This is a genomic window from Haloferax marisrubri, assembly GCF_001469875.2.
GTDB classification, from domain to species: Archaea; Halobacteriota; Halobacteria; order Halobacteriales; family Haloferacaceae; genus Haloferax; species Haloferax marisrubri.
Window position 1 is genome coordinate 264,850 of sequence record NZ_LOPW02000005.1, and the last position, 23,250, is coordinate 288,099.

At 68.9% G+C, this 23,250-nt stretch carries 23 protein-coding genes; 8 read left to right on the top strand and 15 right to left on the bottom strand.

Annotated features, from left to right (window positions below):
* Positions 1–96: 96 nt before the first annotated feature.
* The 4 genes from AUR65_RS05825 to AUR65_RS05840 all read right to left on the bottom strand — a co-directional run bounded on the left by AUR65_RS05825 (position 97) and on the right by AUR65_RS05840 (position 3,673).
* Positions 97–417 (bottom strand): DUF7126 family protein, encoded by a 321-nt coding sequence (locus tag AUR65_RS05825; RefSeq protein WP_058569113.1) that lies wholly within the window; start codon positions 415–417, stop codon positions 97–99.
* A complete protein-coding gene (guaA, locus tag AUR65_RS05830) occupies positions 414–1,331 on the bottom strand; it encodes a glutamine-hydrolyzing GMP synthase (RefSeq protein ID WP_058569114.1) in 918 nt (305 codons plus the stop codon). Before guaA ends, AUR65_RS05825 begins: the two co-directional genes overlap by 4 nt.
* Positions 1,331–2,980 carry a glutamine hydrolyzing CTP synthase gene (gene pyrG, locus AUR65_RS05835; protein ID WP_058569115.1) on the bottom strand — a complete coding sequence of 550 codons (1,650 nt, stop codon included), beginning with the start codon at positions 2,978–2,980 and terminating at the stop codon, positions 1,331–1,333. The genes guaA and pyrG overlap by 1 nt, the downstream gene beginning before the upstream one ends.
* A gap of 135 nt (positions 2,981–3,115) precedes the next feature.
* Entirely contained in the window at positions 3,116–3,673 is a 558-nt protein-coding gene (locus AUR65_RS05840; RefSeq protein ID WP_058569116.1) for a maltose acetyltransferase domain-containing protein, read from the bottom strand.
* 88 nt (positions 3,674–3,761) lie between these two features.
* Between AUR65_RS05840 and AUR65_RS05845 the strand changes: the two genes are divergently transcribed.
* Both AUR65_RS05845 and AUR65_RS19685 read left to right on the top strand, forming a co-directional pair.
* Positions 3,762–4,562, top strand: coding sequence for an aldo/keto reductase (locus AUR65_RS05845; RefSeq protein ID WP_058569117.1), 801 nt, complete (start codon positions 3,762–3,764; stop codon positions 4,560–4,562).
* 173 nt (positions 4,563–4,735) lie between these two features.
* Entirely contained in the window at positions 4,736–4,903 is a 168-nt protein-coding gene (locus tag AUR65_RS19685; RefSeq protein ID WP_158250821.1) for a hypothetical protein, read from the top strand.
* A gap of 66 nt (positions 4,904–4,969) precedes the next feature.
* On the opposite strand, the gene ppc is transcribed toward AUR65_RS19685, so the two are convergent.
* Positions 4,970–7,663, bottom strand: a complete 2,694-nt coding sequence (gene ppc / locus AUR65_RS05850; RefSeq protein WP_058569118.1) for a phosphoenolpyruvate carboxylase — start codon at positions 7,661–7,663, stop codon at positions 4,970–4,972.
* Positions 7,664–7,887: 224 nt separating this feature from the next.
* Here ppc and AUR65_RS05855 point away from each other — a divergent pair, with 224 nt between their 5' ends.
* Positions 7,888–8,733: a Rieske (2Fe-2S) protein gene (locus AUR65_RS05855; RefSeq protein ID WP_058569119.1), complete on the top strand. Its 846-nt coding sequence runs from the start codon at positions 7,888–7,890 to the stop codon at positions 8,731–8,733.
* 240 nt (positions 8,734–8,973) lie between these two features.
* Here the strand turns inward: AUR65_RS05855 and samp1 are convergent, their stop codons facing one another.
* The 3 genes from samp1 to AUR65_RS05870 are packed head-to-tail and all read right to left on the bottom strand — an operon-like array spanning position 8,974 to position 11,950.
* The gene (samp1, locus tag AUR65_RS05860) at positions 8,974–9,237 is read right to left on the bottom strand and encodes a ubiquitin-like modifier protein SAMP1 (protein ID WP_058569120.1); all 264 of its coding nucleotides are present in this window, start codon (positions 9,235–9,237) and stop codon (positions 8,974–8,976) included.
* A 23-nt stretch (positions 9,238–9,260) separates the two neighbouring features.
* Positions 9,261–10,739 carry a cation:proton antiporter regulatory subunit gene (locus AUR65_RS05865; protein ID WP_084816545.1) on the bottom strand — a complete coding sequence of 493 codons (1,479 nt, stop codon included), beginning with the start codon at positions 10,737–10,739 and terminating at the stop codon, positions 9,261–9,263.
* Positions 10,739–11,950 carry a potassium channel family protein gene (locus AUR65_RS05870; protein ID WP_058569121.1) on the bottom strand — a complete coding sequence of 404 codons (1,212 nt, stop codon included), beginning with the start codon at positions 11,948–11,950 and terminating at the stop codon, positions 10,739–10,741. The genes AUR65_RS05865 and AUR65_RS05870 overlap by 1 nt, the downstream gene beginning before the upstream one ends.
* Before the next feature lie 100 nt (positions 11,951–12,050).
* Between AUR65_RS05870 and AUR65_RS05875 the strand changes: the two genes are divergently transcribed.
* Positions 12,051–13,280 carry an NAD-binding protein gene (locus AUR65_RS05875; protein WP_058569122.1) on the top strand — a complete coding sequence of 410 codons (1,230 nt, stop codon included), beginning with the start codon at positions 12,051–12,053 and terminating at the stop codon, positions 13,278–13,280.
* 89 nt (positions 13,281–13,369) lie between these two features.
* On the opposite strand, the gene AUR65_RS05880 is transcribed toward AUR65_RS05875, so the two are convergent.
* Positions 13,370–14,806, bottom strand: coding sequence for a universal stress protein (locus tag AUR65_RS05880; RefSeq protein ID WP_058569123.1), 1,437 nt, complete (start codon positions 14,804–14,806; stop codon positions 13,370–13,372).
* Positions 14,807–14,815: 9 nt separating this feature from the next.
* On the bottom strand, positions 14,816–15,544 hold the full coding sequence (locus AUR65_RS05885) for a nucleoside phosphorylase (protein WP_058569124.1): 729 nt from the start codon (positions 15,542–15,544) through the stop codon (positions 14,816–14,818).
* A gap of 141 nt (positions 15,545–15,685) precedes the next feature.
* On the opposite strand from AUR65_RS05885, the gene AUR65_RS05890 reads away from it, so the two are divergent.
* Positions 15,686–16,174: a hypothetical protein gene (locus AUR65_RS05890; protein WP_199180566.1), complete on the top strand. Its 489-nt coding sequence runs from the start codon at positions 15,686–15,688 to the stop codon at positions 16,172–16,174.
* Here the strand turns inward: AUR65_RS05890 and AUR65_RS05895 are convergent.
* From AUR65_RS05895 to AUR65_RS05905, 3 genes are all read right to left on the bottom strand, one after another.
* Positions 16,158–16,682 carry a hypothetical protein gene (locus tag AUR65_RS05895; protein ID WP_058569125.1) on the bottom strand — a complete coding sequence of 175 codons (525 nt, stop codon included), beginning with the start codon at positions 16,680–16,682 and terminating at the stop codon, positions 16,158–16,160. The genes AUR65_RS05890 and AUR65_RS05895 overlap by 17 nt on opposite strands.
* Positions 16,683–16,751: 69 nt before the next feature.
* A complete protein-coding gene (locus AUR65_RS05900) occupies positions 16,752–17,669 on the bottom strand; it encodes a carbohydrate kinase family protein (RefSeq protein ID WP_058569126.1) in 918 nt (305 codons plus the stop codon).
* 113 nt (positions 17,670–17,782) lie between these two features.
* On the bottom strand, positions 17,783–18,592 hold the full coding sequence (locus AUR65_RS05905) for a DUF63 family protein (RefSeq protein ID WP_058569127.1): 810 nt from the start codon (positions 18,590–18,592) through the stop codon (positions 17,783–17,785).
* Positions 18,593–18,658: 66 nt separating this feature from the next.
* On the opposite strand from AUR65_RS05905, the gene deoC reads away from it, so the two are divergent.
* The gene (deoC, locus tag AUR65_RS05910) at positions 18,659–19,297 is read left to right on the top strand and encodes a deoxyribose-phosphate aldolase (RefSeq protein WP_058569128.1); all 639 of its coding nucleotides are present in this window, start codon (positions 18,659–18,661) and stop codon (positions 19,295–19,297) included.
* A 113-nt stretch (positions 19,298–19,410) separates the two neighbouring features.
* Positions 19,411–20,409 carry a sodium:calcium antiporter gene (locus tag AUR65_RS05915; RefSeq protein WP_058569129.1) on the top strand — a complete coding sequence of 333 codons (999 nt, stop codon included), beginning with the start codon at positions 19,411–19,413 and terminating at the stop codon, positions 20,407–20,409.
* A 51-nt stretch (positions 20,410–20,460) separates the two neighbouring features.
* On the opposite strand, the gene AUR65_RS05920 is transcribed toward AUR65_RS05915, so the two are convergent.
* Both AUR65_RS05920 and AUR65_RS05925 read right to left on the bottom strand, forming a co-directional pair.
* Positions 20,461–21,681, bottom strand: a complete 1,221-nt coding sequence (locus tag AUR65_RS05920; protein ID WP_058569130.1) for an outer membrane protein assembly factor BamB family protein — start codon at positions 21,679–21,681, stop codon at positions 20,461–20,463.
* Entirely contained in the window at positions 21,678–22,910 is a 1,233-nt protein-coding gene (locus tag AUR65_RS05925; protein WP_058569131.1) for an outer membrane protein assembly factor BamB family protein, read from the bottom strand. The genes AUR65_RS05920 and AUR65_RS05925 overlap by 4 nt, the downstream gene beginning before the upstream one ends.
* A gap of 16 nt (positions 22,911–22,926) precedes the next feature.
* Here AUR65_RS05925 and AUR65_RS20165 point away from each other — a divergent pair, with 16 nt between their 5' ends.
* Positions 22,927–23,070: a hypothetical protein gene (locus tag AUR65_RS20165; protein WP_158250822.1), complete on the top strand. Its 144-nt coding sequence runs from the start codon at positions 22,927–22,929 to the stop codon at positions 23,068–23,070.
* The last annotated feature ends 180 nt before the right edge of the window (positions 23,071–23,250 follow it).

Consider the following 23,250-nt stretch of genomic DNA (forward strand, 5'->3'; position numbering starts at 1 on the left):
AACTGTCATGAAGGACCGTGATGATATCAATATTTGCACAAATAACACAATGAAAGAAAACCAGCGTGCCGAGACAGTCAGGAGTTCCTGACCGTCTCAGACGAGTTCTTCGGCGACCACGTCGACCGCGAGCAGGTTCGGGTCGATGGCGAGGTCGGCCTGCGCCGTGGCGAACTCCGGGAGGGAGTCGTAGGCGTAGGTCACGACGCGCACGTCGGGGTTCAGTTCCTTCGCCACCGAGATGGCCGTCGCGTCGTCCATATCGGTGAGCACGAACAGGTCGGCGTCCTCGATGCCGGCCTCGCCGAGCGAGTCGGCGGAGGCGATACCGCTGACGCGGACGACCGTCGCACCCTCGGTTTCGAGCGCCTCGCCGAGTCCGTCGGGGTCGGTCCCCGCGACGATTGCCGTCGTCATTCGTACTCGATGGTCGCCGGCGGTTTGTGGGTCACGTCGTAGACGACGCGGGCGACGTTCTCGTTCGTCCCGGTGATGCGCGACTGGATGCGCTGGAGGGTGTCCCACGGCAGTTCCTGCGCGCGGGCGGTCATGCCGTCGCGCGACTCCACGGAGCGCACGGAGACAATCCAGCCGTGGACGCGGTTGTCACCCTTGACGCCGGTGCCCTTGCCGATGACGGCGGCGAACGCCTGCCACGGGTCGTGCTTTTCGGTCTCGTCTTCGACGACGTGACACGCGTCGCGGGCGACCTGCACCTTCTCGGGCGTGACTTCGCCGAGGACGCGGACCGCGAGTCCCGGTCCCGGGAACGGCATCCGCTCGGCGATGATGGATTCGAGGCCGAGCGCGCGGGCGACCTCGCGGACCTCGTCCTTGTAGAGGTCGCGGACGGGTTCGACGATGCCCTCGAAGTCCACCACGTCCGGCAGGCCGCCGACGTTGTGGTGGGACTTGATGTTGCCCTCGGACTCGATGCGGTCCGGGTAGATGGTCCCCTGCACGAGGTACTGGGCGTCGGTCTCTTTCGCCTCGCGTTCGAACTCGCGGATGAACTGCTCGCCGATGACCTTCCGCTTTTCCTCGGGGTCGACGACGCCTTCGAGGGCGTCGAAGAATCGGTCTCGGGCGTCCACGACCCGGAGGCTCTCCATGAAGGAGAAGGTGTCCGCAATCTGCTCGGTCTCGCCTTTGCGCATCAGGCCGGTGTCGACGTAGACCGGGGTGAGTTGCTCGCCGACGGCCTCGTAGGCGAGCGTCGCGGCGACAGAGGAGTCCACGCCGCCCGAGAGGGCGATGATGGCGTGTTCGTCGCCGATTTGGTCGCGAATCGATTCGGTCGCGTCTTCGATGAATTCGTCTACGTTTACCATTATGCTGTCACCTCTTCGTTGCCGAGTTCGCGCGCGTCGAGTTCGCCGAGGACCGCGCGGAGGAAGCCGAGGAACGGCGGGCTCGCGCGGTCGGGTCGAGAGCGGAACTCGGGGTGGAACTGCGTCCCGAAGAAGAACGGGTGGTCGGTCAGTTCGAGAATCTCCATGCGGTTTTCGGCGCGGCCGGAGAAGCGGAGCCCCTCGGATTCGAGTTCGTCGATGAGTTCGGGGTTCACCTCGTAGCGGTGGCGGTGACGCTCCGTACAGGAGGTGTCGCCGTACACCGCCTCCGCGAGCGTGCCGGCTTCGATGTCGGTGTCGTGCGCGCCGAGGCGCATCGTGCCGCCCATCTCGTCGACCTCGTACTGCTCGGGCAGGAGGTCGATGACCGGATACGGCGTGTCGGGGTCGAGTTCGGCCGAGTGGGCGTCCTCGTGGCCGAGGACGTTTCGGGCCTGCTCGACGACGGCCATCTGAAAGCCCAGACAGAGGCCGAGGAAGGGAACGTCGTTCTCGCGGGCGTAGCGGATGGCCTCGATTTTGCCGCCGGTTCCGCGGGAGCCGAAGCCGCCGGGGACGACGACGCCGTCGGCGTCCTTCAGGCGCTCTTCGTGCTTGTCGAGCATCTCGTCGGAGTCGACCCAGAGGATGTTCACGTCGACGCCGCACTCGATGCCCGCGTGCTTGAGCGCCTCGTGGATGGACATGTAGGCGTCTTCGAGGGCGTACTTACCGACGAGCGCGATATCGACCGAGCCGGTCCGGTCGGCCGTGACGAGTTCGCGCCAGCGGCTGTCGCGGTCTTCCTTCGGCAGCGCCTCGTCGGCGATGCCGAGGCGTTCCATGACGTACTCGTCGAGGCCCTCCTCTTCGACCATCAGCGGGACGTGGTAGATGTCCGGCACGTCGGGGTTGGAGAACACGGCGGCGTCCGGCACGTCGCAGAACTGCGCGATTTTGGTCTTCGTCTCCGGTTCGAGTTTGTCGTCGGCGCGGCCGACGAGGATGTCCGGCTGGAGGCCGATGCTCCGAAGCTCCTTGACGGAGTGCTGGGTTGGCTTCGTCTTCTGCTCGCCGTTCTTCGAGTAGGGGACGAGCGTGACGTGCGTAAACAGCACGTCGCCGTCTTCCTCCTCGGAGGCGAACTGGCGGAGCGATTCGAGGAACGGCATCGACTCGATGTCGCCGACGGTGCCGCCGACCTCGACGAGACACACGTCGGTGCCCTCGGCCGCCTCGCGGATGCGGCGCTTGATGTCCTCCGTGACGTGCGGGATAATCTGGACCGTCTTCCCGAGGTAGTCGCCGGCGCGCTCCTTCTGGATGACGTGCTGGTAGGTCTTGCCCGTCGTGATGTTGTGGTCGGCGGTCATGTCGATACCCAGGAACCGCTCGTAGTTCCCGAGGTCCAAGTCGACTTCAGCGCCGTCTTTCAGGACGTACACCTCCCCGTGCTCGTAGGGGTTCATGGTCCCGGCGTCGACGTTCAGGTACGGGTCTATCTTGACCGCGGTGACGTCGAACCCGGCGTTCTTCAGGAGTCGCCCGGTGCTCGCGGCCGTGATACCCTTCCCGAGGCCGGACATGACACCCCCGGTTACGAAAATGAACTTGCGCCCCATCTCTGGGTCGTATTCGTCCGTCGGCATACTGACCGTGTGCGAGCGTACTTCAAAACCATTTCGGAGGGAACATCGTGTGCCAGAGCACCGCACGCACTCGAATCCGAGAGAATCGCGCGACGGCGACGCGGCGACGACCGCGACGCGACGGCGTCCGGCCGGTCAGTCCAGCCTTTTAATGACTCGCGCCGGGTTGCCGCCGACGACCACCGAGTCCGGCACGTCTTTCGTCACGACCGCGCCGGAGGCGACCACCACGTCGTCGCCGATGGTAACGCCGGGGTTGACGACCGCCCGCCCCCCGAGCCACGCGTTGTCGCCGATGGTCACCGGCTCCCCCGACTCAGGGCCCTTGATTCGCTCCGCGGCGTCGAGCGGGTGGGTCGCGGTGTAGACGTGGACGCCCGGCGCGAGCTGGCAGTTGTCGCCGATAGTGATGGGACACACGTCGAGGAAGACGCAGTCGAAGTTGGCGAAGAAGCTCTCGCCGACGCGGACGTTGTAGCCGTAGTCACAGCGGAACGTCGGCTCGATTTCGAACGAGTCGCCGACCTCCCCGAACAGTTCCCGAATCAACTCCTCGCGGCGCTCGGTCTGGGTCTCGTCGGTCTCGTTGAACAGGCGCGTGAGTCGGCGCGCGCGCTTTCGCTCCGCGACGAGTTCCGGGTCGCTCGCGTCGTACGGGTCGCCCGCGAGCATCTTCTCCTTCTCGGAGGGCATACCCCCGATGACTGGCGGGCCGGTGGTAAGTGTATCCACGACTTCCGCAACCGCAGGATTTGACTCGCCCGCCCACGACCACCCGTGCATGAAGGACTTCCCGCGACTCGGCTTCGGGACGTACAAACTCGAAGACCGCGACGAATGTGTCGAGGCCGTAAAGACCGCCCTCGACGTGGGCTACCGCCACGTCGATACGGCCCAGATGTACCACAACGAGGAGTTCGTCGGCGAGGGCCTCGCCGAATCGGACGTGGACATCGACGACGTGTTCGTGGCGACGAAGCTCGACACCGACAACCTCGGCTACGACGACGTGCTGGAGACGGCCCGCGAGTCCGCCGAAAAGCTCGGCGTCGATACCATCGACCTGCTGTACGTCCACTGGCCGCTCGACAGCTACGACGAGGACGAGACGCTCGCGGCCCTCGACGAACTCGTCGAGGAGGGCGTCATCGCCAACGTCGGCCTGAGCAACTTCCGACCCGACCAGCTCGAATCGGCCATCGAGACGCTCGACGCGCCGGTGTTCGCCCACCAGGTCGAGATGCATCCGATGCTCCAGCAGACCGAACTCCGCGAGTTCGCCGCGGAACACGACCACCGACTGGTCGCCTACTCGCCCATCGCGCGCAACCAGGTCGCCGACGAGGAAGTCATCGTCGACATCGCCGAGAAGCACGACGCCTCGCCCGCGCAGGTCGCCCTCGCGTGGCTCATCGAGAAGGGCGCGACGCCCATACCGAAGGCCGCCTCGCCCGACCACATCCGCGACAACTTCGCCGCGCTCGACCTCGACCTCGACGACGAGGACGTGGCCGCCATCGACGGCCTCGATTCGACCCACCGTATCGTCGACTTCGAGGAAGCGCCGTGGAACCACGCCTGAGCTGAGCCGACCTGCGTCCGGCCGACTGCGGCGACGCTGAAATATCTATTTTCGTCGCGTACGACCGCTCTAAGTCTCGTATTTGTCGCCACGAATACCCTGTCAGAATGGGACGTGCGACCCCGACACAAACAGGGTGAACATATATGATGGACTCACCCGTACTGGCGAATATGGCAACGGTGGTGGTGGTGTGCCCACACTGCGGACAGGAAGTGGAATCGAGATACGAGGGCGACGCCGACTTCGACGGTGTCAGACAGCGGTTGAAAAGCGAGTATCGCGTCGCGCGGCAGACCTGTCCGGTCTGTTCGAACCCGTACGACCTCCGTCGGGCCTAATCGGTCCCGGCGGCGCGGCGACGGAGTCCTCGGCGGGTGGCCGAGGGCGTCGGCGTCGCGTTCGCGTTATCCCGTGTTCTTCATCCCGGCGGCGATACCTTTGACGGTGAGCCGCAGGGTCCGTTCTTCCTCGTCGGTCCGGTGAGTCTGCGACAGCAGGTGGGTCTGCAACAGGTTCAGCGGGTCGACGTAGGGGTTACGGCGGCGGAGGCTCTCTTCGAGCCACTCGCGCTTCAGGAGGCTACTGCGCTCGCTGATGTCGAGCATGAGGCCCGTGGCGTCCTCGTACTCCTCGGTGAGGCGGGTGAAGAACTCCTCGCGGAGCTCCTCGTCGGCGAGGTTCGCGTACTCCGTGGCGATTTCGAGGTCGGTGCGCGCCAGCGCCATCGCGGCGTTGTCGAACGTGCTGCGGAAGAACGCCCACTCGTCGTACATCTCGCGGAGGTCGTCCATGTCGCCGCCGTCTTCGAGGAAGGCGTTGACGCCGGCGGCCAGCGAGTACCAGCCGGGGAGGATACACCGCGACTGGGTCCACGAGAACACCCACGGGATGGCGCGGAGGTCCTCGACACTTCGCTCGTCGGACCGAGAGGCCGGGCGGGAGCCGAGGTTGAGTTCTTCGATGACGGTGATGGGCGTCGCCTGCTCGAAGTAGGAGACGAAGCCGTCCGATTCGAGGAGGTTACGGTACTCCTCGCGCGCGGCGGCGGCCATGGTGTCCATGGCATCGACCCAGCGGTCGGGCACCTCCTCCTCGGGCGTCCGAATCGCCTGCAGGCGGGCGCGAATCTGGGCGTTGAGCATCTGTTCGAGGTTCCGCTCCGCGATGCGCGGGTTGGCGTACTTCTCGGCGATGGCCTCGCCCTGCTCCGTGAACTTAATCTGCCCCGTGACGGTCTCGTTCGGGAGCGCGAGCATGGCCTCGTTCATCGGGCCGCCGCCGCGGGAGATAGAACCCCCGCGGCCGTGGAACAGCCGCATCGTCACGTCGAAGTCGTCGCAGATGTCGGCGAGGCGGCGCTGGTTCTTGTAGAGGTCCCAGTTGGCCGCGAGGAAGCCGTTTTCCTTGTTCGAGTCGGAGTAGCCCAGCATAATCTCCTGGACGTCGTTCCGGGCGGCGAGCGCCGTCCCGTAGGCCTCGTTCTCGAACAGCGTGCCCATGATGCGGCGCGCGCCGTTGAGCGCCGACTCGGTTTCGAGGAGCGGGACCACGTCGATACCGCAGTGGTCGGGCAGGGAGACGACGCCCGCCTGGTCGGCGAGGAACAGCACTTCGAGGACGTGCGACGGCTCCTCGGTCATCGAGATGCAGTAGGTGTCGATAGCGCCGACGCCGTACTCGCGCTGCCACTCGCCGAGCTTTCGGAAGCGGCGGAGGACGCGCTCGGCCGTCTCCGACACGTCGCCGGGGTCTTCGAGGTCGACGACCGGCTCGTCCTGCAGAATCGCGTCCGTGAGGAGTTCGACGCGCTCCGCCTCGGAACTGCCGTAGTAGTCGAGGCCCTCGTGGGCCAGCGCCTCGTGGACGGCCTCGGTGTGGTTCTCCTGGTGGTCGCGGAGGTCGAGGCTGGCGAGGGTGAAGCCGAACGTGTCGACCTGCCGCATCAGGGGTTCGACGTACACGTCGGCGACCTGCGCCGCGCCGGTCCGGCGGAGGCTGGCGTCGACGACTTCGAGGTCGGCCAGTAGCTCGCTCTCGTCCGCGTAGCCGTTCGGACGCACGTCCTCGACGCGGCGGAGCCGCTCGCGCATCAGCTTGAGCTTCTGGCGGTACGGCTCGTTGGGGTAGCGCTCGTCGGCCTCGTCGGCGACGACGGGGAGGAGTTCGCGGTCGGCCTTCAGCGAGCGTTCGAGCTCGTGGCCGGGGTCGATTCGTGTCGCGTCTTGACTCAGCACACCGGAGAGACGCTTGAGCGAGTCGCTGTACTTCTCGAGGGCGACGCTACGCTGGCGTTCGAGCGTGTCCTCTGTCACCTCGGGCGTGACGAAGGGGTTGCCGTCGCGGTCGGAGCCGGCCCACGACCGGAACTCGAACAGCTTCGGCACGTCGAGGCCGGGGTACTCGGCGCGGAGTTCCTCTTCGAGTTCCTCGTACACCTCGCCGACCACGTCGAACAGCGTGTTTTCGAGGTACCACTGAACGTTGCGGGCCTCGTCGGTCGGCTCGGGGCGGCGGTCGCGGACCTGCGAGGTCTGCCAGAGGCTCGTGACCTCGGCGACGACGTGCCGCCACTCCTGGTCGTGTTCGAGGTCGGTGAGGCGGCGCTCGTCGAGCGTCTCCAGCCGGTTGGCGATGGAGCGGAGCTTCGATTTCACCGTCTTTCGGCGGGCCTCTGTCGGGTGCGCCGTGAACGTCGGCTCGATGAGCACGTCTTCGAGGACTCGTCCCAGAAGCTCTTCGTCGACCTCCTCGTCGTCCAGCGCGTCGAGCGTGTCGAGGATACCGTCTTCGAGCGTCCCCTCTTGGGACGCCTCGCGGATGACGCGAACGCGTTCGCGCTCCTCGGCGAGGTTGATGAGTTCGAAGTAGGTCGTGAACGCGCGGGCGACGACGCTCTCGCGTTCCGGTTCCAGGTCGCCGACCACGTCGTAGAGCCGCTCGCGCGAGCCGGACTCGCCCTTCCGGTAGGCGATGGCCGCCTGTCGAAGCTCTTCGACCGTCTCGAACGACGCCGTCGACGTCTGCGCTTCGAGCACGTCCCCGAGCAACGCCCCCAGCTCGCGAACATCTTGCCGCACGTCTCTGGTGTGCAATCGCATCGTACTCGGATACGAGTAGCACATTCTAAAAGGCCACGAGTAACGTCGAAAATTTGCCCGGAAGTGGGTTCTAAACGAACGTTCCGAACGTTTCGTCCATTTTTCGCCGGGTGAAGAATTCCGTCCGTTCGCGAGGGCGAACCCCTTCGCTGGCGGCCGTTTCGTGGGGTGTACTAACACGGTGGATTCGTCACGCTTTTACTGGCCGGGTCGAAGGTGAGAGTATGAGCGATAGCGACAAGTACCCCGCCGATTCGGGTCGCCGTCGGTTCGTCAAGGGCGTCGTCGGGGGAGCGGCGCTCGCGGGCGTGGGAACGACAGGCGCGGCTGCCATCAACAGCGCAACGTCATCCACCGGTTCCGGTGGCGGTCCGACGCAGGCGTACGCCATCGAGAACACCGGCGGTCCCGCACCGCGCGGCATGCCACAGATTCCGATCGAAATCGACGACGAGGGCTACATCCGCGGCGTCTGGCCCGAGGTCCAGACCGTCACCCAGAACGGTGTGGATGTCGAACTCGCAATCACCGAGGACTACCAGGGCACGGGCGTCACCTACTCGCAGGACTGGTTCCAGTACTGCGGCGTCCAGACCTACGAAGGCCTGAACCCGGGGTTCGAGGCGGACAACTACTTCCGCTCCGACAACGGCGGCTACGACTGGCAGTCCGAGACCTACAGCGCCGGTGACCGCCTGAACGTCAACGACTTCGACGAGTACGAATCGTGGGGCAACGGCATCGGACAGGCCGGCATCGGGATGCCCGCGACCGGCACGTGGCGCTCGCAGGACACCGAGGACACGATACCGATTCAGGTAATCCGCTCGACGCGCATCGAGGAGGCCGCACAGGACAACGACTGGCTCGCCGCCTCGACGGACCAGGGCGTCATCGCGTGGCTCAACAAGTGTACGCACTTCTGCTGTGTCCCCGGCTACAAGCAGGCGGCCAGCTCCGCCACGTTCGGCGGCGAAGACGGCGTCTACTGCCAGTGCCACCAGTCCGTCTACGACCCCTTCACTATCGTCGAGACGCTCTTTACGGCGCTGCCGCGCCCGAGCGAGTAACGACCCTCGAAGCCGCCCTCCCGCTTCGAGTCCGACCGCGACACGTTCCCGTCTCTCGATTTTCTCTCAGCCTCGAACGACCCGTTTTCGCCTCTGACGAGCGGTTCTCCCGGGCTCGACGTCCAGCCGCGTCTCGCCGACGGACCCGCGGCTCGCGGGACTCGGGTTCCGATTCGAGAATTGAACGGAGAACCGGCGTCGCTTCGTTCCGGTGCTTCGATGCGCCGACGTGCCGACGCGCTAGCCGCCGCTGACCGGCGGGAACAGCGCGAGTTCGTCGCCGGCGGCGGCGTCCTCGCCGAGCGCGGCGGCCTCGCCGTTCCGGAGGACGTTGATGTGGTCGTACAGTTCGCCGTCGTCGCCGAACACCCGCGATTCGAGCGCCGGATGCGCCCCGACGAGGGCGTCGAGCGCGTCGCCGACCGTCGCGTCGCCGTCGACGTTGACTCGGACGGTGCGCGCGCCGGCGACTTCCGCGAGGTCGGCGAACAACTTCCACTCCATACTCCCGTCTCGTCGCCCGGCGCTCATGAGGATTGCGCCCCGGACGACCGCGACGCGTCACCGTCGGGGCCGGACCCGTCGTTTTCGTCGCCGTTGTCGTCGTCACCGCCGTCGGTCCGACCCGTGTCCGTCGTCGCTCGGCGTTCGACCTTCCGGAGGACTTCCGGCCGGCCGACGACGTACAGCGTGTCGCCGGCCGCCAGTTCGCGTCCTCGGCCGGGAATCGCGTCCACCGGGCGGTTCGCAGACCGAATGGCGACGACGGTCGTGTCCACGTCCGAGACCGTCAGTCCGTCGAGGTCGGCACCGGGCGCGACGGTGGTGACCGCCATCGTCTCGTCGGCGTTCCGCAGGAGCGACGCGAACTCGCGGTCGACGTGGGGGTCCGCGGGGAGCGTCACGAGCCGGTACTGCTCGCCGCTCGTGAGGCGGTCGGCGTCCTCCGCGTCGAGGGCGACGGTCGCCACGTCGTCGGCGACGCCGCGGAGTTCGCCGAAGGCGACGCGAGTCGGCGCGGCCGGCGCGTCGGTCCCGCCGTCGGACAGCGAGCCGGTGCCGGTTCCACCGGCGGGCGTCTCGGTCGATTCCGCGGTGGACGACTCGGCGGCGGGCGATTCGACCGCGTCGGTCGCGCCCGCGACGGTGTCGCCCGACGGGTCGTTCTCGTCGCCGTCCGCGTCCGGCTTCGGAACCGACCAGACCTGCACGGGGTCGCCGGCGGCCGCGCCGGAGCCGGGGTCGCCGCGAATCGCGACCGCGACGGTGCCGGGCGCGAGAGTCGGTCCGAGGCCAGCCGCGCGACTGCCGAGCGCGAGATAGGACACCTCGCTCCCCTCGGGTTCGAACTCCACGTCGACGTGGCCGACGCCGTGGTCGTCCTTGATGCGCGTCGCGAGTCGGTCGCGGAGTTCGGCCTCGCTGAGCCGCCGGGGGAACAACAGCGTCTTGCCGCTCAGTTGGGTCTTGACGGCCTCGCCGACGGGGTCGTACCCCTCGATGTCGCCGATGTCCTCGGGGAGCGTCACCGACGTGACGCGGCCGACGGTCCGGACGAGTCGGCTCACGTCGGCGTCGAGTTCCTTCGCGCCCGCGACGGCGAACACGTCGGTCGCGAGTCGGTCGCCGGCGAAGCGGCCGACTGGGGCGATGAGGGCTCCACCAGCGAGCGACGCGATGTTGAACAGCACGGTGTCCAGTTGGAACACGTCGGTCTCGGTGCCGGTGGTGAACGCGCCGAACAGGCCGACGGTGTTCAGGTAGAGCGCGACGACCGCACCGCCGAACAGCACCGCCAGCGCCCGCGGGATTATCTCGCGGGTGTACCAGCGGTAAAGCAGCGAGGCGACCGCCGAGACGACGAACGCGCCGACGACGAGACCGACGAGTCGGAGCACCTGCAGGACGAGCGAGTCGTCCGCGGGCGGAATCGAGACCTGCCCGATGGTCGCCGACTGCCCGACCGCCGCGAACAGGTCGGCGGCGGCGGCGAGCAACGCCGACATCACGCGACCGCCTCCTCGAAGCCGGTCAGGTCGCTTCTCGACCCGACCGCGTAGATGGTGTCGCCCGCGGAGACCGCTTGGTCGCCTCGCGGCGCAATCGTCCAGTTCCCGCCGTGTCGGACCGCGAGGACCGCCACGCCGTAGGCGTCGCGGACGCTCGCGTCGCCGAGCGTCACGCCGTCGAGCGGGCTCTCGGAGCGAACCGAGAGCCGCGAGAAGCGCTTGCCGGCGCGGCGAAGCAGGGAGACGAGTTCGAACTCCCGGCGGACGCCGCGGGAGGTGACGACGAACCGCTCCACGTCGCTTCCGAGGAGCGGTTCGACCTTCCCCCGGTCGACCGCGAGCGTGACGCGACCCTCGCCGCCGACGGCCGTCGGCGCGCGCGGCGCTGCCTTCGGCGCGTCCGCGTCGTCTTCGTCGCCGTCGGATTCGCTCGGAGTCTCGATGACCGACTCGACCCCGGCGACGCTCGCCGGGACGGTGCCGCCGTCGGTGACGACGACCACGTCGTCGCCCCGCGCGAGGCCGGTCGGCACGAGCGCCGTCACCGACACCGCGCGCTTGCCCGCCGGGAGTCGCTTCGAGAGGCCGCCGACCGGGGCCGCGGCGGAGACGGTCGCGCGGGCCCGCTCGTCGAGTCTGACTTCGACGGCGGCGAGGTCGAACTCGTTTTGCAGACGGTCGGCGAACCGCGATTCGAGTTCCACGAGCGGGATGTCGGCGGGGAACGTCCACTCTCCGTTGCGGATTCCGGTGCGGATGTCCAGCGGGACCGGCGGGTAGCCCTCGATGTCGCCGACCTCGCCGGTGACGGTGACGCTGACCTGCCCGCGGCCGCCGACGAGTTCGACCACGTCGGTCGAAAGCGACCGCTCGGTGAGCTTTCGAAGCGACATCTTCCGCGGGATGTCGTTGGCGAAGGCGTCGCCGCGGTTGTGCGCGTACAACGAGCCCATCAGGACGACCAACAGCGCGACCGTCAGCCTGACCTGGTTTTCCGACTGCGTAATCGTCGGGTCGGCCAGCGCCATGAGGCCGCCGCTCGCGCCCGCGATGGCGACGCTGAGAACGACGACGGCGAGCCCCGGAACGGTGACGCCGGTGACGTAGCGGAAGCCGAAGCCGAGGAGCCACGCGACGGCGGCCGGCACGAGCCCCGTGAGGATGCCGAAGTACAGCCCGTAGACGACTTCGACGGGGAGTGAAGCCATGGGCCGGTACACTCGCCGCCGGAATAAAGACGTGACGGCGCGCCCGTGACGGGCCGATACCCGACCGCTTTTGGCCTCGGACGCCAGAACTGGGAGAGACATGGCTTCCGTACGCGACTGGGTCGGTGCCCGCGCGACCATCGGGACGGTGTTCGTCGCCGCCGTCCTGTCGGTCGCCATCGGCATCCTCAACATCAGCTCCCCGGTCGCCGGCGGCGTGCTGGCACCGTACATCCCGGAGGCGGTCCGCATCACCGCCGGTTTCACCGGGACGCTGACGGGCTTTCTGCTCCTCGCGAGCGTCTTCGGGCTCCGGCGACGCTACCGCGCCGCGTGGTACTCGACTGCGGTGTTGCTCCCGGTGACCGCCGCACAGGGGCTCATCCAGTCGCCCGAGCGGGCGGCACCGCTCGTCGGCCTCTCGCTTATCAGCCTCGCGCTCTTGGTCTTCAACTACAAGGCGTTCGACCGCGACCTCGACCTGACGGCGACACAGCTGTCGGCGCTCCTCGCCATCGCGGGGGCACAGACGTACACGACCGCCGGCGCGTGGGCGCTCAGAGAGCAGTTCAACGGCATCGACACGCTGTTCGACGCGTTCTACTTCGGCGTCGTCACCGGAAGCACGGTCGGCTACGGCGACATCTACCCGCAGACAGCTATCGCCAGACTGTTCGGGATATCGGCGCTCCTCATCACGGTGGCGACGTTCGCCGTGGCGCTCGGTGTCCTGCTCACGCCCGCAATCGAAGCCCGACTCACCAAAGCACTCGGACGTATGACCGAATCACAACTCGACATCCTGGAGAACCACGTCCTCGTCCTCGGCTACGGGGAACTGACCGAACCGATTCTCGAAGAGCTCGGCGACCGCGCCCGCGTCGTCATCGTCACGCCCGACGAGGCCCGCGCCAAGCGCCTCACCGACCGCGGCTACGACGTTGTGACCGACGACCCGAGCGACGAGGAGGCGCTCCAGCGGACCCGCGTCGACGCCGCTCGCTCCGTCGTCGTCGCCACCAACAACGACGCCGAAGACGCGCTGGCCATCCTCACGGCGCGACAGCTCAACCCCGATATCCACATCGTCGCGTCGGCGACCCAGCGGGAGAACGAGCGAAAACTCCGCCGCGCCGGGGCCAACACCGTCATCAGCCCGGCGGCGCTCGGCGGCCACTTCCTCGCCGAGTCCGCCGTCGGCGGGAGCGGCCTCGAAACCATCGAGGAACGACTGCTCGACGAACAGCCCACCGACCCGACCGAAGACGAGACGGTCCAGACGAACGGGGCGGGCGAGGCCGGCGACCCCGGTCCAGACGGCCAGAACTGACGAGGCCGGCGACCTCGGTCACAAACGCGAACTGACCCCGATGCCGGCTCCGACTCCGACTCCGATTTCTCCGTGTCGTTTCCGTTCCGTTAGTGCCCGCGGTCGAACACCGAAACGTCGCAGTCTATCTCGCGGATGCGCTCGAACGTCGGCGGCGAGATGAACCGCGAGGCGGGCGAGCGGTCGCCGCTGGAACCGAGCACCACGAGGTCGTAGGTGGCGGCGTTCGAGGTGATGAAGTCGGTCACGTCGGAGCGGGCGACCCGCGTCTCGATGTTGCCGTCCGCCGTCTCGACCAAGTTGGCGAGTTTCGACTCCGCGGGCCGCCGTTCGACCTCCGAGGAGATGCACGTCGTGACGCTCACGCTCCCAGTCTTCCCGGCGAGACGCGTCGCGAAGTCTATCATCGCGTGGGCGGCGTCGCCCGGCCGCGAGACGAGCACGAGGATGCGCCGCCAGCGGTAGGTCTCGCCGGTCGAGCGGAACGCCACGGTGTCGTAGGTCCCGCCGAACAGGCCGCGGATGTAGTCCGAAAGCAGGCCGCGGTCCTCCTCGTACGGGACCACCACGAGGTCGGAGTTGGTGTTGGCCGCGGCCTCGGTCGTCGCCGTCAGCGGGTCGCCCCGGGCGACGGCGACCTCGACGGGCACGCCCAGTTGGGTCCGCAGTTTGTGGGCGCAGGATTCGAGGCGCTCGACCGACGCGTCGGCGTCGGTGTCGAGTTCGCCGCCGGCGGTCGTGTCCGCGGCCGCACCCGTGTCCGCGTCGCCCCCCGTGGTCGCTTCCGGTGGGAGCACGTCGAGGAGGACGACCTTCCCGGCGCTGTGGGCGGCGGCGAGTCGGGCGGCGAAGAACGCCGTCTGGGTCGCCGCCTCGCCGCGCATCGGGACGAGGACGTGGTCGTCGCCGCGGACGGTCCCGTAGAGGTACTCCGCGCGGCGCTCGTAGAACTGCTCGCGCCAGACGGTGAACGCGATGGCGATGACGACGCTGGCGAAGAAGATGCTCACCACGTACTCCTCGGGGTTCACGTCGCCCGTGACGAGCGTCAGGAGCGCCGTCGAAAACGCGGAGGGCGCTTCCACGTCGAGGAGCCACGTCGTGACGCCCGCGAGGAAGATGGCGAGCGCCGCCGACGACGGGTGAACGAGCACAGTCCCGGTCGTGCCGTACGCCCACCCGGTGAAGCCGACGGCGACGAGGCCGCAGAGCGCGCCGACCGTGAGGGCGACGACGAACTTCACGGGCGACGCGTACCGCCCCTCGGGGTCCGAAAACAGCGTGTACGACCCCGACGCGAGCGGGGGGAAAAGCAGGAACGAGAGCGTGCTGACCGAGTTGGAGATGAGCGTCACCACCGCGATGAGCACGGGGATGATGAGGAGAATCGAGAGGTGAAGCAGGTTGTTCGTGTTCTCTATCCAGCGGCCGAACGCCACCATCTCGCGCCGCTCTATCCGACGGATTCGGGCGCGGAGCGCGCCGGCGCGTGCGACCGCTCGGGCCGCGAGATGGCGGAGGTCCACGGCGCTCGACTACGCGAGGTCGGTGACGGCGTCCAGCGTGATGGAGATGGCGCGCTCGACGTTGTTCTTCGCCTTTTCGGGGAGTTCCTCGTCGGAGTCGGCTCCCTTCTGCGTTCCGGCGACGAGGTTGCCGTCGACCGTGCAGATGGCCCCGGCGCGGAGGCCCTTCCGGCGGGCGAGCGAGAACACCGTGGCGGCCTCCATCTCGATGGCGAGCAGGCCGGCGGCGTTCCAGTCTTCGACGTAGTCGTCGGACTCGTTGTAGAACGCGTCGTCGGAGACGATGGGACCGACGTGAACGTCCTCGTCGTTGGCTTCGGCCGAGTCGACGAGCGAGGTGAGCACGTCGTAGTCGGGGACGGCCGGGTACACCTCGGACTCGTAGCGCTTCGAGGTCCCTTCCTCCTTGGCCGCGCCGGTGGCGACGATCATGTCGCCGACTTCGATGTCTTCCTGCAGCGCGCCGATGGTGCCGACGCGGATGAACGTCTCGACGCCGACGCGGGAGAGTTCCTCGATGGCGATGGCGGCCGAGGGACAGCCGATGCCGGTCGAGGAGATAGTGAGCGGGACGCCCTCGTACTCGGCGTTGACGACCTTGTACTCGCGGTTCTGCGCGACTTCCTCGACGTTCTCGCACTGCTTTGCGATGCGGTCGACGCGCCCGGGGTCGCCCGGGATGAGTGCGATGTCGTTCACGTCGCCTTCTTCGACGAGGAGATGGGGCTGTTTCGCCATGTACCGACCCACTCGGGTCGCGGGCAAAAACGACGCGGTTCGACCGGGGGCGGTAAGGCCCACTCTACCGGCCGCTATCCTCGGGCTAACGCGGACTGGTCGGCGGCTAACTAACGGCGTCGGTCGCCTCTCGGTCGCTATATGGCTTCCCACGAGACCACGCTCACGTCCCCGGCTGCGTCTCGCTCCGCGGCCCGGCGAGCAGGCTGGCAGTTCTGGGCGCATGCGGCGGCCGCTAGCCCGCGCGTACTCGCTTTCGTCACGCTCGCATCGGTGAGCCTCGGCGTGCTCCCGCTGTACGAACCAGTCTGGTGGTGGGATATCGTAATGCACGCGACCTGTAGCGCGTGCATCGTGGCGTGGGCGTACCGACTCGGAGTGACGGCGACCGCGGGTCTCGCAGCGCTCCTCGCAGTCAGCGCCGGCTGGGAACTCCTCGAACTCGCCGTCCCGAACTACGCGCTCATCGCGGGAGGCGCGCTCGACACGGCAGGGGACTTCGCCTCGAACGTGGCAGGATGGGGGGTCGCGACGCTGGTCAGGCAGAGCGTCGCAGACCTCGGTTCGATGACTGACCGAGACTGCGGCGGCCAAGCAAGTGAACAGCCCGCCGTCACGCGAACCCGGTAAAAAGCGCCGGCGCGAGGACCAACAGGGTCGCGCCGAAGACGAGCGAGGAGCGGAGCCACTGCCCGCGGACCGCCGTCGCGCGCTCCTCGTAGATGCGTCGCCCGGCGCGCGGGAGGACGAACCGGGCGAACGCGACGTAGATGAACGCCACGACGACCGCCGTCGCGACGAGGTGCGACGGGAGGTCGACGCCGGCGACCCCGACGTCCGGCACGACGACGTCGGTGGCGAGGTAGACGAACGCGTAGAGCACGCCGGCGAGCGCGCCGGCGACGTGGTGGACGACGTTCGCGTCGCCGAAGCTCACTTCGTCCGGCGTCGTCCGGCGGACGACCGCCGCGGCGACGTAGGCGGGGGTGAAGCCCTCGTCCTGTCGCCACATCGGGATGGCCATCACGACCGCGGCCGCGACGCCGACGACCGCGCCGAGGAGCAGTCGCCCGGCGACCGCGCCGAGGTTCGAGACGGCGTCGAGGGCGGCGATGGCGGCCGGGAGGTGGTCCAACATCGTCCCGACGAATGGCTGGTGAGAATAAAACTGGTCGGGTCGGAGCCGAGCGGCGTGGCGGGCGGCGGCTCAGCCCTCGACGAGGTCGTCCAATCGCCGCCAACTGAGTTGCGTCCGCGCGCCCGGTTCGGCCGCGGTGAGCGCCCCGCAGGCGTTAGCGACCGCCAGCGCCCGCTCGTAGGTGGCTCCGTCGAGGCGGGCGGCGATGAAGCCCGAGGCGAAGGCGTCGCCCGCGCCGGTCGTGTCCACCGCGTCGACGGGGTAGCCGGGGTGGACGTGTCGGTCGTCGCCGTCTCTGACCTCCGCGCCGCGCGGGCCGTGTTTGAGGACGAGCGTCGTCCGCGCGAGCGCTTCGGCCACGTCGGATACGGGTTCGGCGTCGGCGTTCCGGCCGCGCTGGACCGCCGCCTCGCCGAGCGCGGTGGCGGCCTCGCGGTCGTTGAGAAAGACGTAGTCAACCTCGCGGAGCGCGTCGGCGTAGCCCCGGTCGCCCACGCGCCGCCCGGGGTCGAAGCTAACCGTCGTCTCGACCTCGTGGGCCCGTCTGGCGAGCGTCGCGGCCGTGTCGGGCGACTGGCTCGTCAGGTGGAGGTGGTCGGCCGACGCGAGCGGGTCGGTCGGGAGGTCGGTCGCCTCGAACGCCTCGTTGACGCCGGGCGAACCGAGGACGAACACCTCGCCCGCGGCGTCGACGACGATGTACTTGACCGTGGTCGGGCCGCGGTCGACGCTGACGACGTGGCGGCAGTCGACGCCCTTCGAGGCGAGTTCGGCGACGGCGGCGTGGCCGTGTTCGTCGTCGCCGACGCTCCCGAGGAGCGCGGCGGGCACGTCGAGGCCGACGAGGCCGCTGGCGACGTTGGCGGCGCTGCCGCCGCCCGCGCCGACCCGCGACTCGACGGTCGCCTCGCCGTCGGGCTCCGGCAGCGCGTCCACGCGGAGGGTGACGTCCCAGTTCACGTGGCCGGCGCAGATGACACGGGACATGCGTCCCCGTAGGTCGGTTCGCCGGTGGGATAACTCCCCCGGGTCGGGCGACGGGAGCGCGAAGAAAAAGCGAGAGTGCGGAGGCGGGCGGCCCCCCGAACGGGGTCGCGGCCTCAGCCGGCGATGGCGAACAACAGGAGGTTGTGGACGCCGGGACCGAGACCGACGGCGGCGACGAGGCCCAAGAGGAGCGCCCCCTCGGTCGGGTCTTCGCGGACGTAGTCGGCGAGTAAGGCGACCACGAAGCCGGCCACGACGAGTTTCACGAGGACGAACAGCCAGCCGACGCCGATGACCTCCGCGGTCGGGAGCGCCGCGGCGGCTTCGAGGATGACGCGCGACAGCGGCGTCCGCTCGCCGAAGCCGAGCACGTCGATGCCGACGGCGGTCGACAGCGCGTCGAGGGCGTGCCCGAAGATTGCGAGCAGGCCGAGCGACCCCGCGGCGGCCGCCTCGGGTGCGACCCGGGTCACGATTCGCCAGGTCAACGGAGTGGCCGCGAGCGCGGCGACGAGGGCGACGCCGGGCCAGACGACGGAGAGCGTCCCGGCGGCGAGGCCGATAAAGAGCGCAAAGCCGGCGAGTCCGGCCGCGACGAGCGCGCCGGGTACCGCGAGCGCCGTTGGCGAGTCGAGGTCGGCCGCGTCGAGCGCGAGCCACGACGCGCCGGCGACGACAGCCACGGAGAGATAGACCGCGGGCGTGCCGGCGAGCGGTTCGACCGCGGGCGGGAGCGCGTCGATGACGTAGAGGACGTGCAGCGCCGACCCCGACACCATCCACGGGACGAGTGCGGCGACGTGGGCGGGCGTGACCGTCGGTCGCGTGCGACGCAGTCCGACGCCGACGCCGACGAGTCCCGCGACGAGGGCGACGAGGTAGGGAAGCGGCGGGAGCGCGAATCCCTCGGGGAGAATGGCCATGCAGGAGGCGCGGCGGGGCGGCGTGAAAGCCTTACGTTCTTTAGCCTCGGGTCGCCTCGACAGGGTATGAACCGAGCCGACCTCGCCGCCCGTATCGACCACACGGTCCTCGGACCCGAGACGACGATGGCCGACGTGGAGGCCGTCCTCGACGACGCCGACGAGTGGGGGATGAACGCCTGCATCCCGCCGTGCTACGTCGCCGAGGCGAGCGAGTACGCCCCGGACGTGTTGCTGGCGACGGTCGTCGGCTTCCCCCACGGCCAGCACACGACGACGGCCAAGCGCGAGGAGGCCGTCGACGCGTGGCAGGCCGGCGCGGACGAACTGGACATGGTCATCAACGTCGGTCGGCTCAAAGCCGGCGAGGACGAACTCGTGACCGAGGACATCTCGGAGGTCGTCGCGGCCGTCCCGATTCCCGTGAAGGTCATCATCGAGACGGCGCTCCTCACCGAGGAGGAGAAGCACCGCGCCTGCGAGGCGGCCGTCGAAGCCGACGCCGCCTTCGTCAAGACCTCGACCGGCTTCGCCGACGGCGGCGCGACGGTCGAAGACGTGGCGCTCATGGCCGAGTACCTGCCCGTCAAGGCCTCCGGCGGCGTCGGCTCCTACGACGAGGCGCTGGCGATGTTCGAAGCCGGCGCGGAGCGAATCGGCGCGTCGTCGGGCGTCGATATCGTCTCCGGCGCGCCCGAAGAGTAAGTCGGCTGTCTGGCGGTCTTGTAGTTTTGCAGTTTTGCGGTTTCGCGGTTTCGTGAACGTCGCGTCCGTCGCGGGCCCAACATTGATTATTCGACTCCCGAGAACCCAGTACCATGCTCCGAGGCGGACCCGTCGTTCAAATCGGCGTGATTCTCGTGTCAGTACTGGGGCTCTGGGTCGGCGCACGGCTGTTGGTCGACGCCGCCGTCCGGTCGGCTCGGCGGTTCGGCCTCTCGGAGCTCACTATCGGGCTGACAATCGTCGCAATCGGGACATCGACGCCGGAGCTCTCGGTCGCGGTCGACGCCGCGTACAAGGGGTTGGGCGACATCGCGGTCGCCAACGTCCTCGGCTCGAACATCTACAACGTGGCGTTCGTGTTGGGCGTCATCTCGCTGCTCCGGGTGATTCCGGTCGCGGAGTCGCTCATCTCCCGCGACGGTGCCGCCCTGCTGGCGAGCACGCTCCTCGGCGGACTGGTCCTGTTCGACCTCCGGGTCACGAGGCTCGAAGGCGTCCTCTTAGTCGGGGCGTTCGTCGCCTACACGGCGTATCTGCTCCGCGGCACCCAGACGGAAGCCGATGGAGTGACCGGGCAACCGACCGAGCAATCGACCGACCAACCGCTCGGCGACGGCGGCGTGACCCGCCCGATAACCGAACGAATCGACTTCCCCGGGCGAGACGCCGTGTTCCTCGTGGGCGGGTTGGCGCTGGTGGTGGTGAGCGGCGACTACATGGTGCTCGCCGCCTCGGAACTGGCCCGCGGTGCCGGCGTCTCCGAGTGGGTCATCGGCGGAACAATCGTCGCGGCGGGGACGTCGACGCCGGAGTTCGCCGTCTCGCTCGTCGCGCTTCGACGGGGGAGTCTCGGCGTCTCGGTGGGCAACGTCGTCGGGAGCAACATCCTCAACATCACGGGTATCGTCGGCGTCGCGGCAATCGCCAGCCCGCTCGCGGTGAGCGCCTCGGCGCTCGGGACGCTCGCGTGGCTCGTCGCGGTCACTCTCCTCATAGTCGCCGCGCTCTGGACCGGGAGAGTCCTCTCCCGGTTGGAGGGTGCCTTCTTCGCGACCTCCGAGGTCACGCGGTGGATACTGGGGCTCATCTGAGGGTAGCGGTCACCCGAGGCGGCCCTATCGAGCGCCCCCTGAACTGCTCTCCTACTCGGCCCGCAGCGCAACGAGTCGCCGTGGTCCGTCGTCGCCGCCCGATTCGACGACGAACAGCGCGTCGTGGGCGGGTGTCGGGCCAGTTAGCGCGCGACCCGCGACCTCGTATCGCCAGCGCTCGGCCCCGACGCGAGTGTCGTCGAGGCCGACGCCGCCGCCGGCGTCGTAGGCGACGACGCCGCCGCTCTTGCTCGTGTCCGAGACGAATACCGTATCACCGGCACCCGCTGGCGGGGCGAAGAAATCGTCGCCGGCCGCCCACGAGGGGGAGCCAGCGCGCTTGTCGAAGGCGTCGAGGCCGGTCCCGTCGGTCGAAAAGACGCGCCGGGGACCGACGACCAGCGAGCCGTGCGGCGAGGGGTCTTCGCGGTGCCAGCCCACGGCACCGGCGCGGAGGCCGCCTCTGAGTCGGGCGACGCCCGCGCCGAAGAAGCCCGCGAACACGTCGTTCGACTCGGCGACCGCGAGCGCCTGCACGCCGCCGGGGAGTTTGGTTCGCCACTCTCCGCTCGCGCCGTGTTCGGTGCCCTCGTCGCGGAACGTGAACACTTCGCCGCCCTCCGTCCCCGCGACGACGGTGTCGTACCGGGCCGCGAGGGACCGAACCGCGCCGAACACCTCCTCGCGCCACTCGACGGTCCCGTCGCTGGCGCGGACGCGGTAGAGATTCCCCGCGGTGTCAGCGGCGTAGAGGCGGTCGCGGTCCGGTTCGGGCCGGACGACGGGTGCCCAGACGCTCGACTCGGTCGGCGCGTGCCACGCTTCCTCGCCGTCGTGGGTGTACGCGAGCACGCCAGTTCTGGTCCCGACGTGGCCGACGTAGACGCGCTCCGAATCGACCGTCACCGACGAGCGGAACCCGCTCTGGGGGTCGCTTTCGACCGACCACAGCTCGGTGCCGTCGGCGACCGAAAACGCCCGGAGGCGCTCGCTGGTGGCGAAGTACACCGTCTCGTCGAACACGACCGGGCGCGCCAGTTCGAGGCCGTTCACGTCGATGCCCCACGACTCGTCGGGCTCCGACGCCGGGCCGGTCGCACGGGGGTTGTAGCCCGTCCCCTCGGGGGAGAAGTACGGATGCGGCCAGTCGGCGCGCCCGTCGCCCGTAGAGCCCCCGTCGCCGCCGACACAGCCCGCGAGTCCGGCGGCCGCGCCGGTTCCGAGGGTCCCGAGGAAAGCACGTCTGGATAGGTCCGCGTCGGGGTGTCTCACGACTCTGACCCTCCCGCGTTCGCGGCTGCCTCCCCGGTCGCGGTCGTCCCCGCAGTCGCGGTCGTCCCCGCGCTCGACCCGTCGGCGTCGCCGACGACGGTCATGCTCAGCAGGCCGTCGTCGCGGACGACCGGGCAGTACACCCGCCGGTCGGTCGCGGCGAGCGAGTGGCCGACGTAGCGCCCGAGCGAAATCGACCAGCGCTCGCGGTCGCCGAACAGGCCGCCGTCGTCGGTTCGGTTCAGCGCGACCAGTTCGCCCTGCCCGGTGCCGACGTAGACCGTGTCGCCGACGATACTCGCGGCGGAGACGCTCTCTCTCGGGTCGTACGTCCATCGTTCCTCGCCGGTCGCGCTGTCGAGCGCGCGGAGCGACCCGCGGGCGGCGTAGAGGCGCTCGCCGTCGAACGCGAGTCGCCTGTGGACGCCGCGGTCGTCCTCCCAGACCACGTCGCCGTTGCGCCGTTCGAGCGCGGCGATGCGGTCCCAGCCCGCGAGGTACACCCGCTCGTCGCCGACGACCGGCGCGACGGCCTCGACCGTCTCGGTCGGTGCCTGCCAGTAGGCGCTGCCGTCAGTTCCGAGGCAGTAGAGCCGCTGTCCCTCGGTGACCACGAAGACCGAGTTGAGGTTGACCGCGAGGGGACGCCGGACAGCGCCGAACAGCGACCGCGTCCACCTGACTTCTCCGGCGTCGATGTCCACCGCGCAGACGCGCTCGTCGTCGAGACCGAGAAACAGCGTCTCGCGGTCGTTGGAGAACGCCGGCGGCGTCTGCGGGCGGCCGGGGAGTTCGATGGTCCGGAACTCCCGACCGGTCCGGGCGCGGTAGAGCACGAGCCGGTTCGGGCCGTGGACCGTCACTCCAAGCGAGTAGACGACTCCGTCGAGGACGACCGGGGCGGTCCAACTGTCGCCCTGTGCGTTCCACAACTCCTCGCCGGTGGCCGGGTCGATTGCCCGCATCTGGTCGCCGGGCGTGTAGGCCACCCCGTCGGCGACGACGGGTTCGATGGAGTCCATCCCGAAGTCGGGTTCGTACTCGACGGTGGGGTCAGAGACGGCGGTGCCTTCGCGGAGGAACGCGGTGTTGGCGTCGTCGTGGGCGTAGGTCCGCCAGTCGCTTTCGAAGCGGACGCCCTCGGGGAAGTCGTCGTCAGTTTGTCCCCGGTCGCCGCCGAGGCACCCGGCGAGGCCGACGGCTGCGCCCGCCCCGAGTAGGCGAAGCACGCCGCGACGGGTGCTGGTGCTGCTGGTGCCTGCGGCGGGCGGAGGCGAACTGCGGGCGGCGGACGAAGCCACGCTGTCGGTCGCGGCCGAGTCGTGGGCGGAGGGCGAATCGGGAGGGTTCCTGCGGGAACGCATCTACCACAACTGCACAACACCGTGACAAGTAACTTTTCGCCGGGAGCGGTGAGGGCGCGAAAACGAAGGGGACGCTGGGATGCGGAACAACGTGAAAAACGGACGAAAAACCGAGGTACTGGGGCCGAACTCGTCGGCTCAGGCCGCGGGTCTGGTACGGCGGGCGGCCGAGCGGTCGTGCAGCATGCTGCCGAGCGCGCCGCCG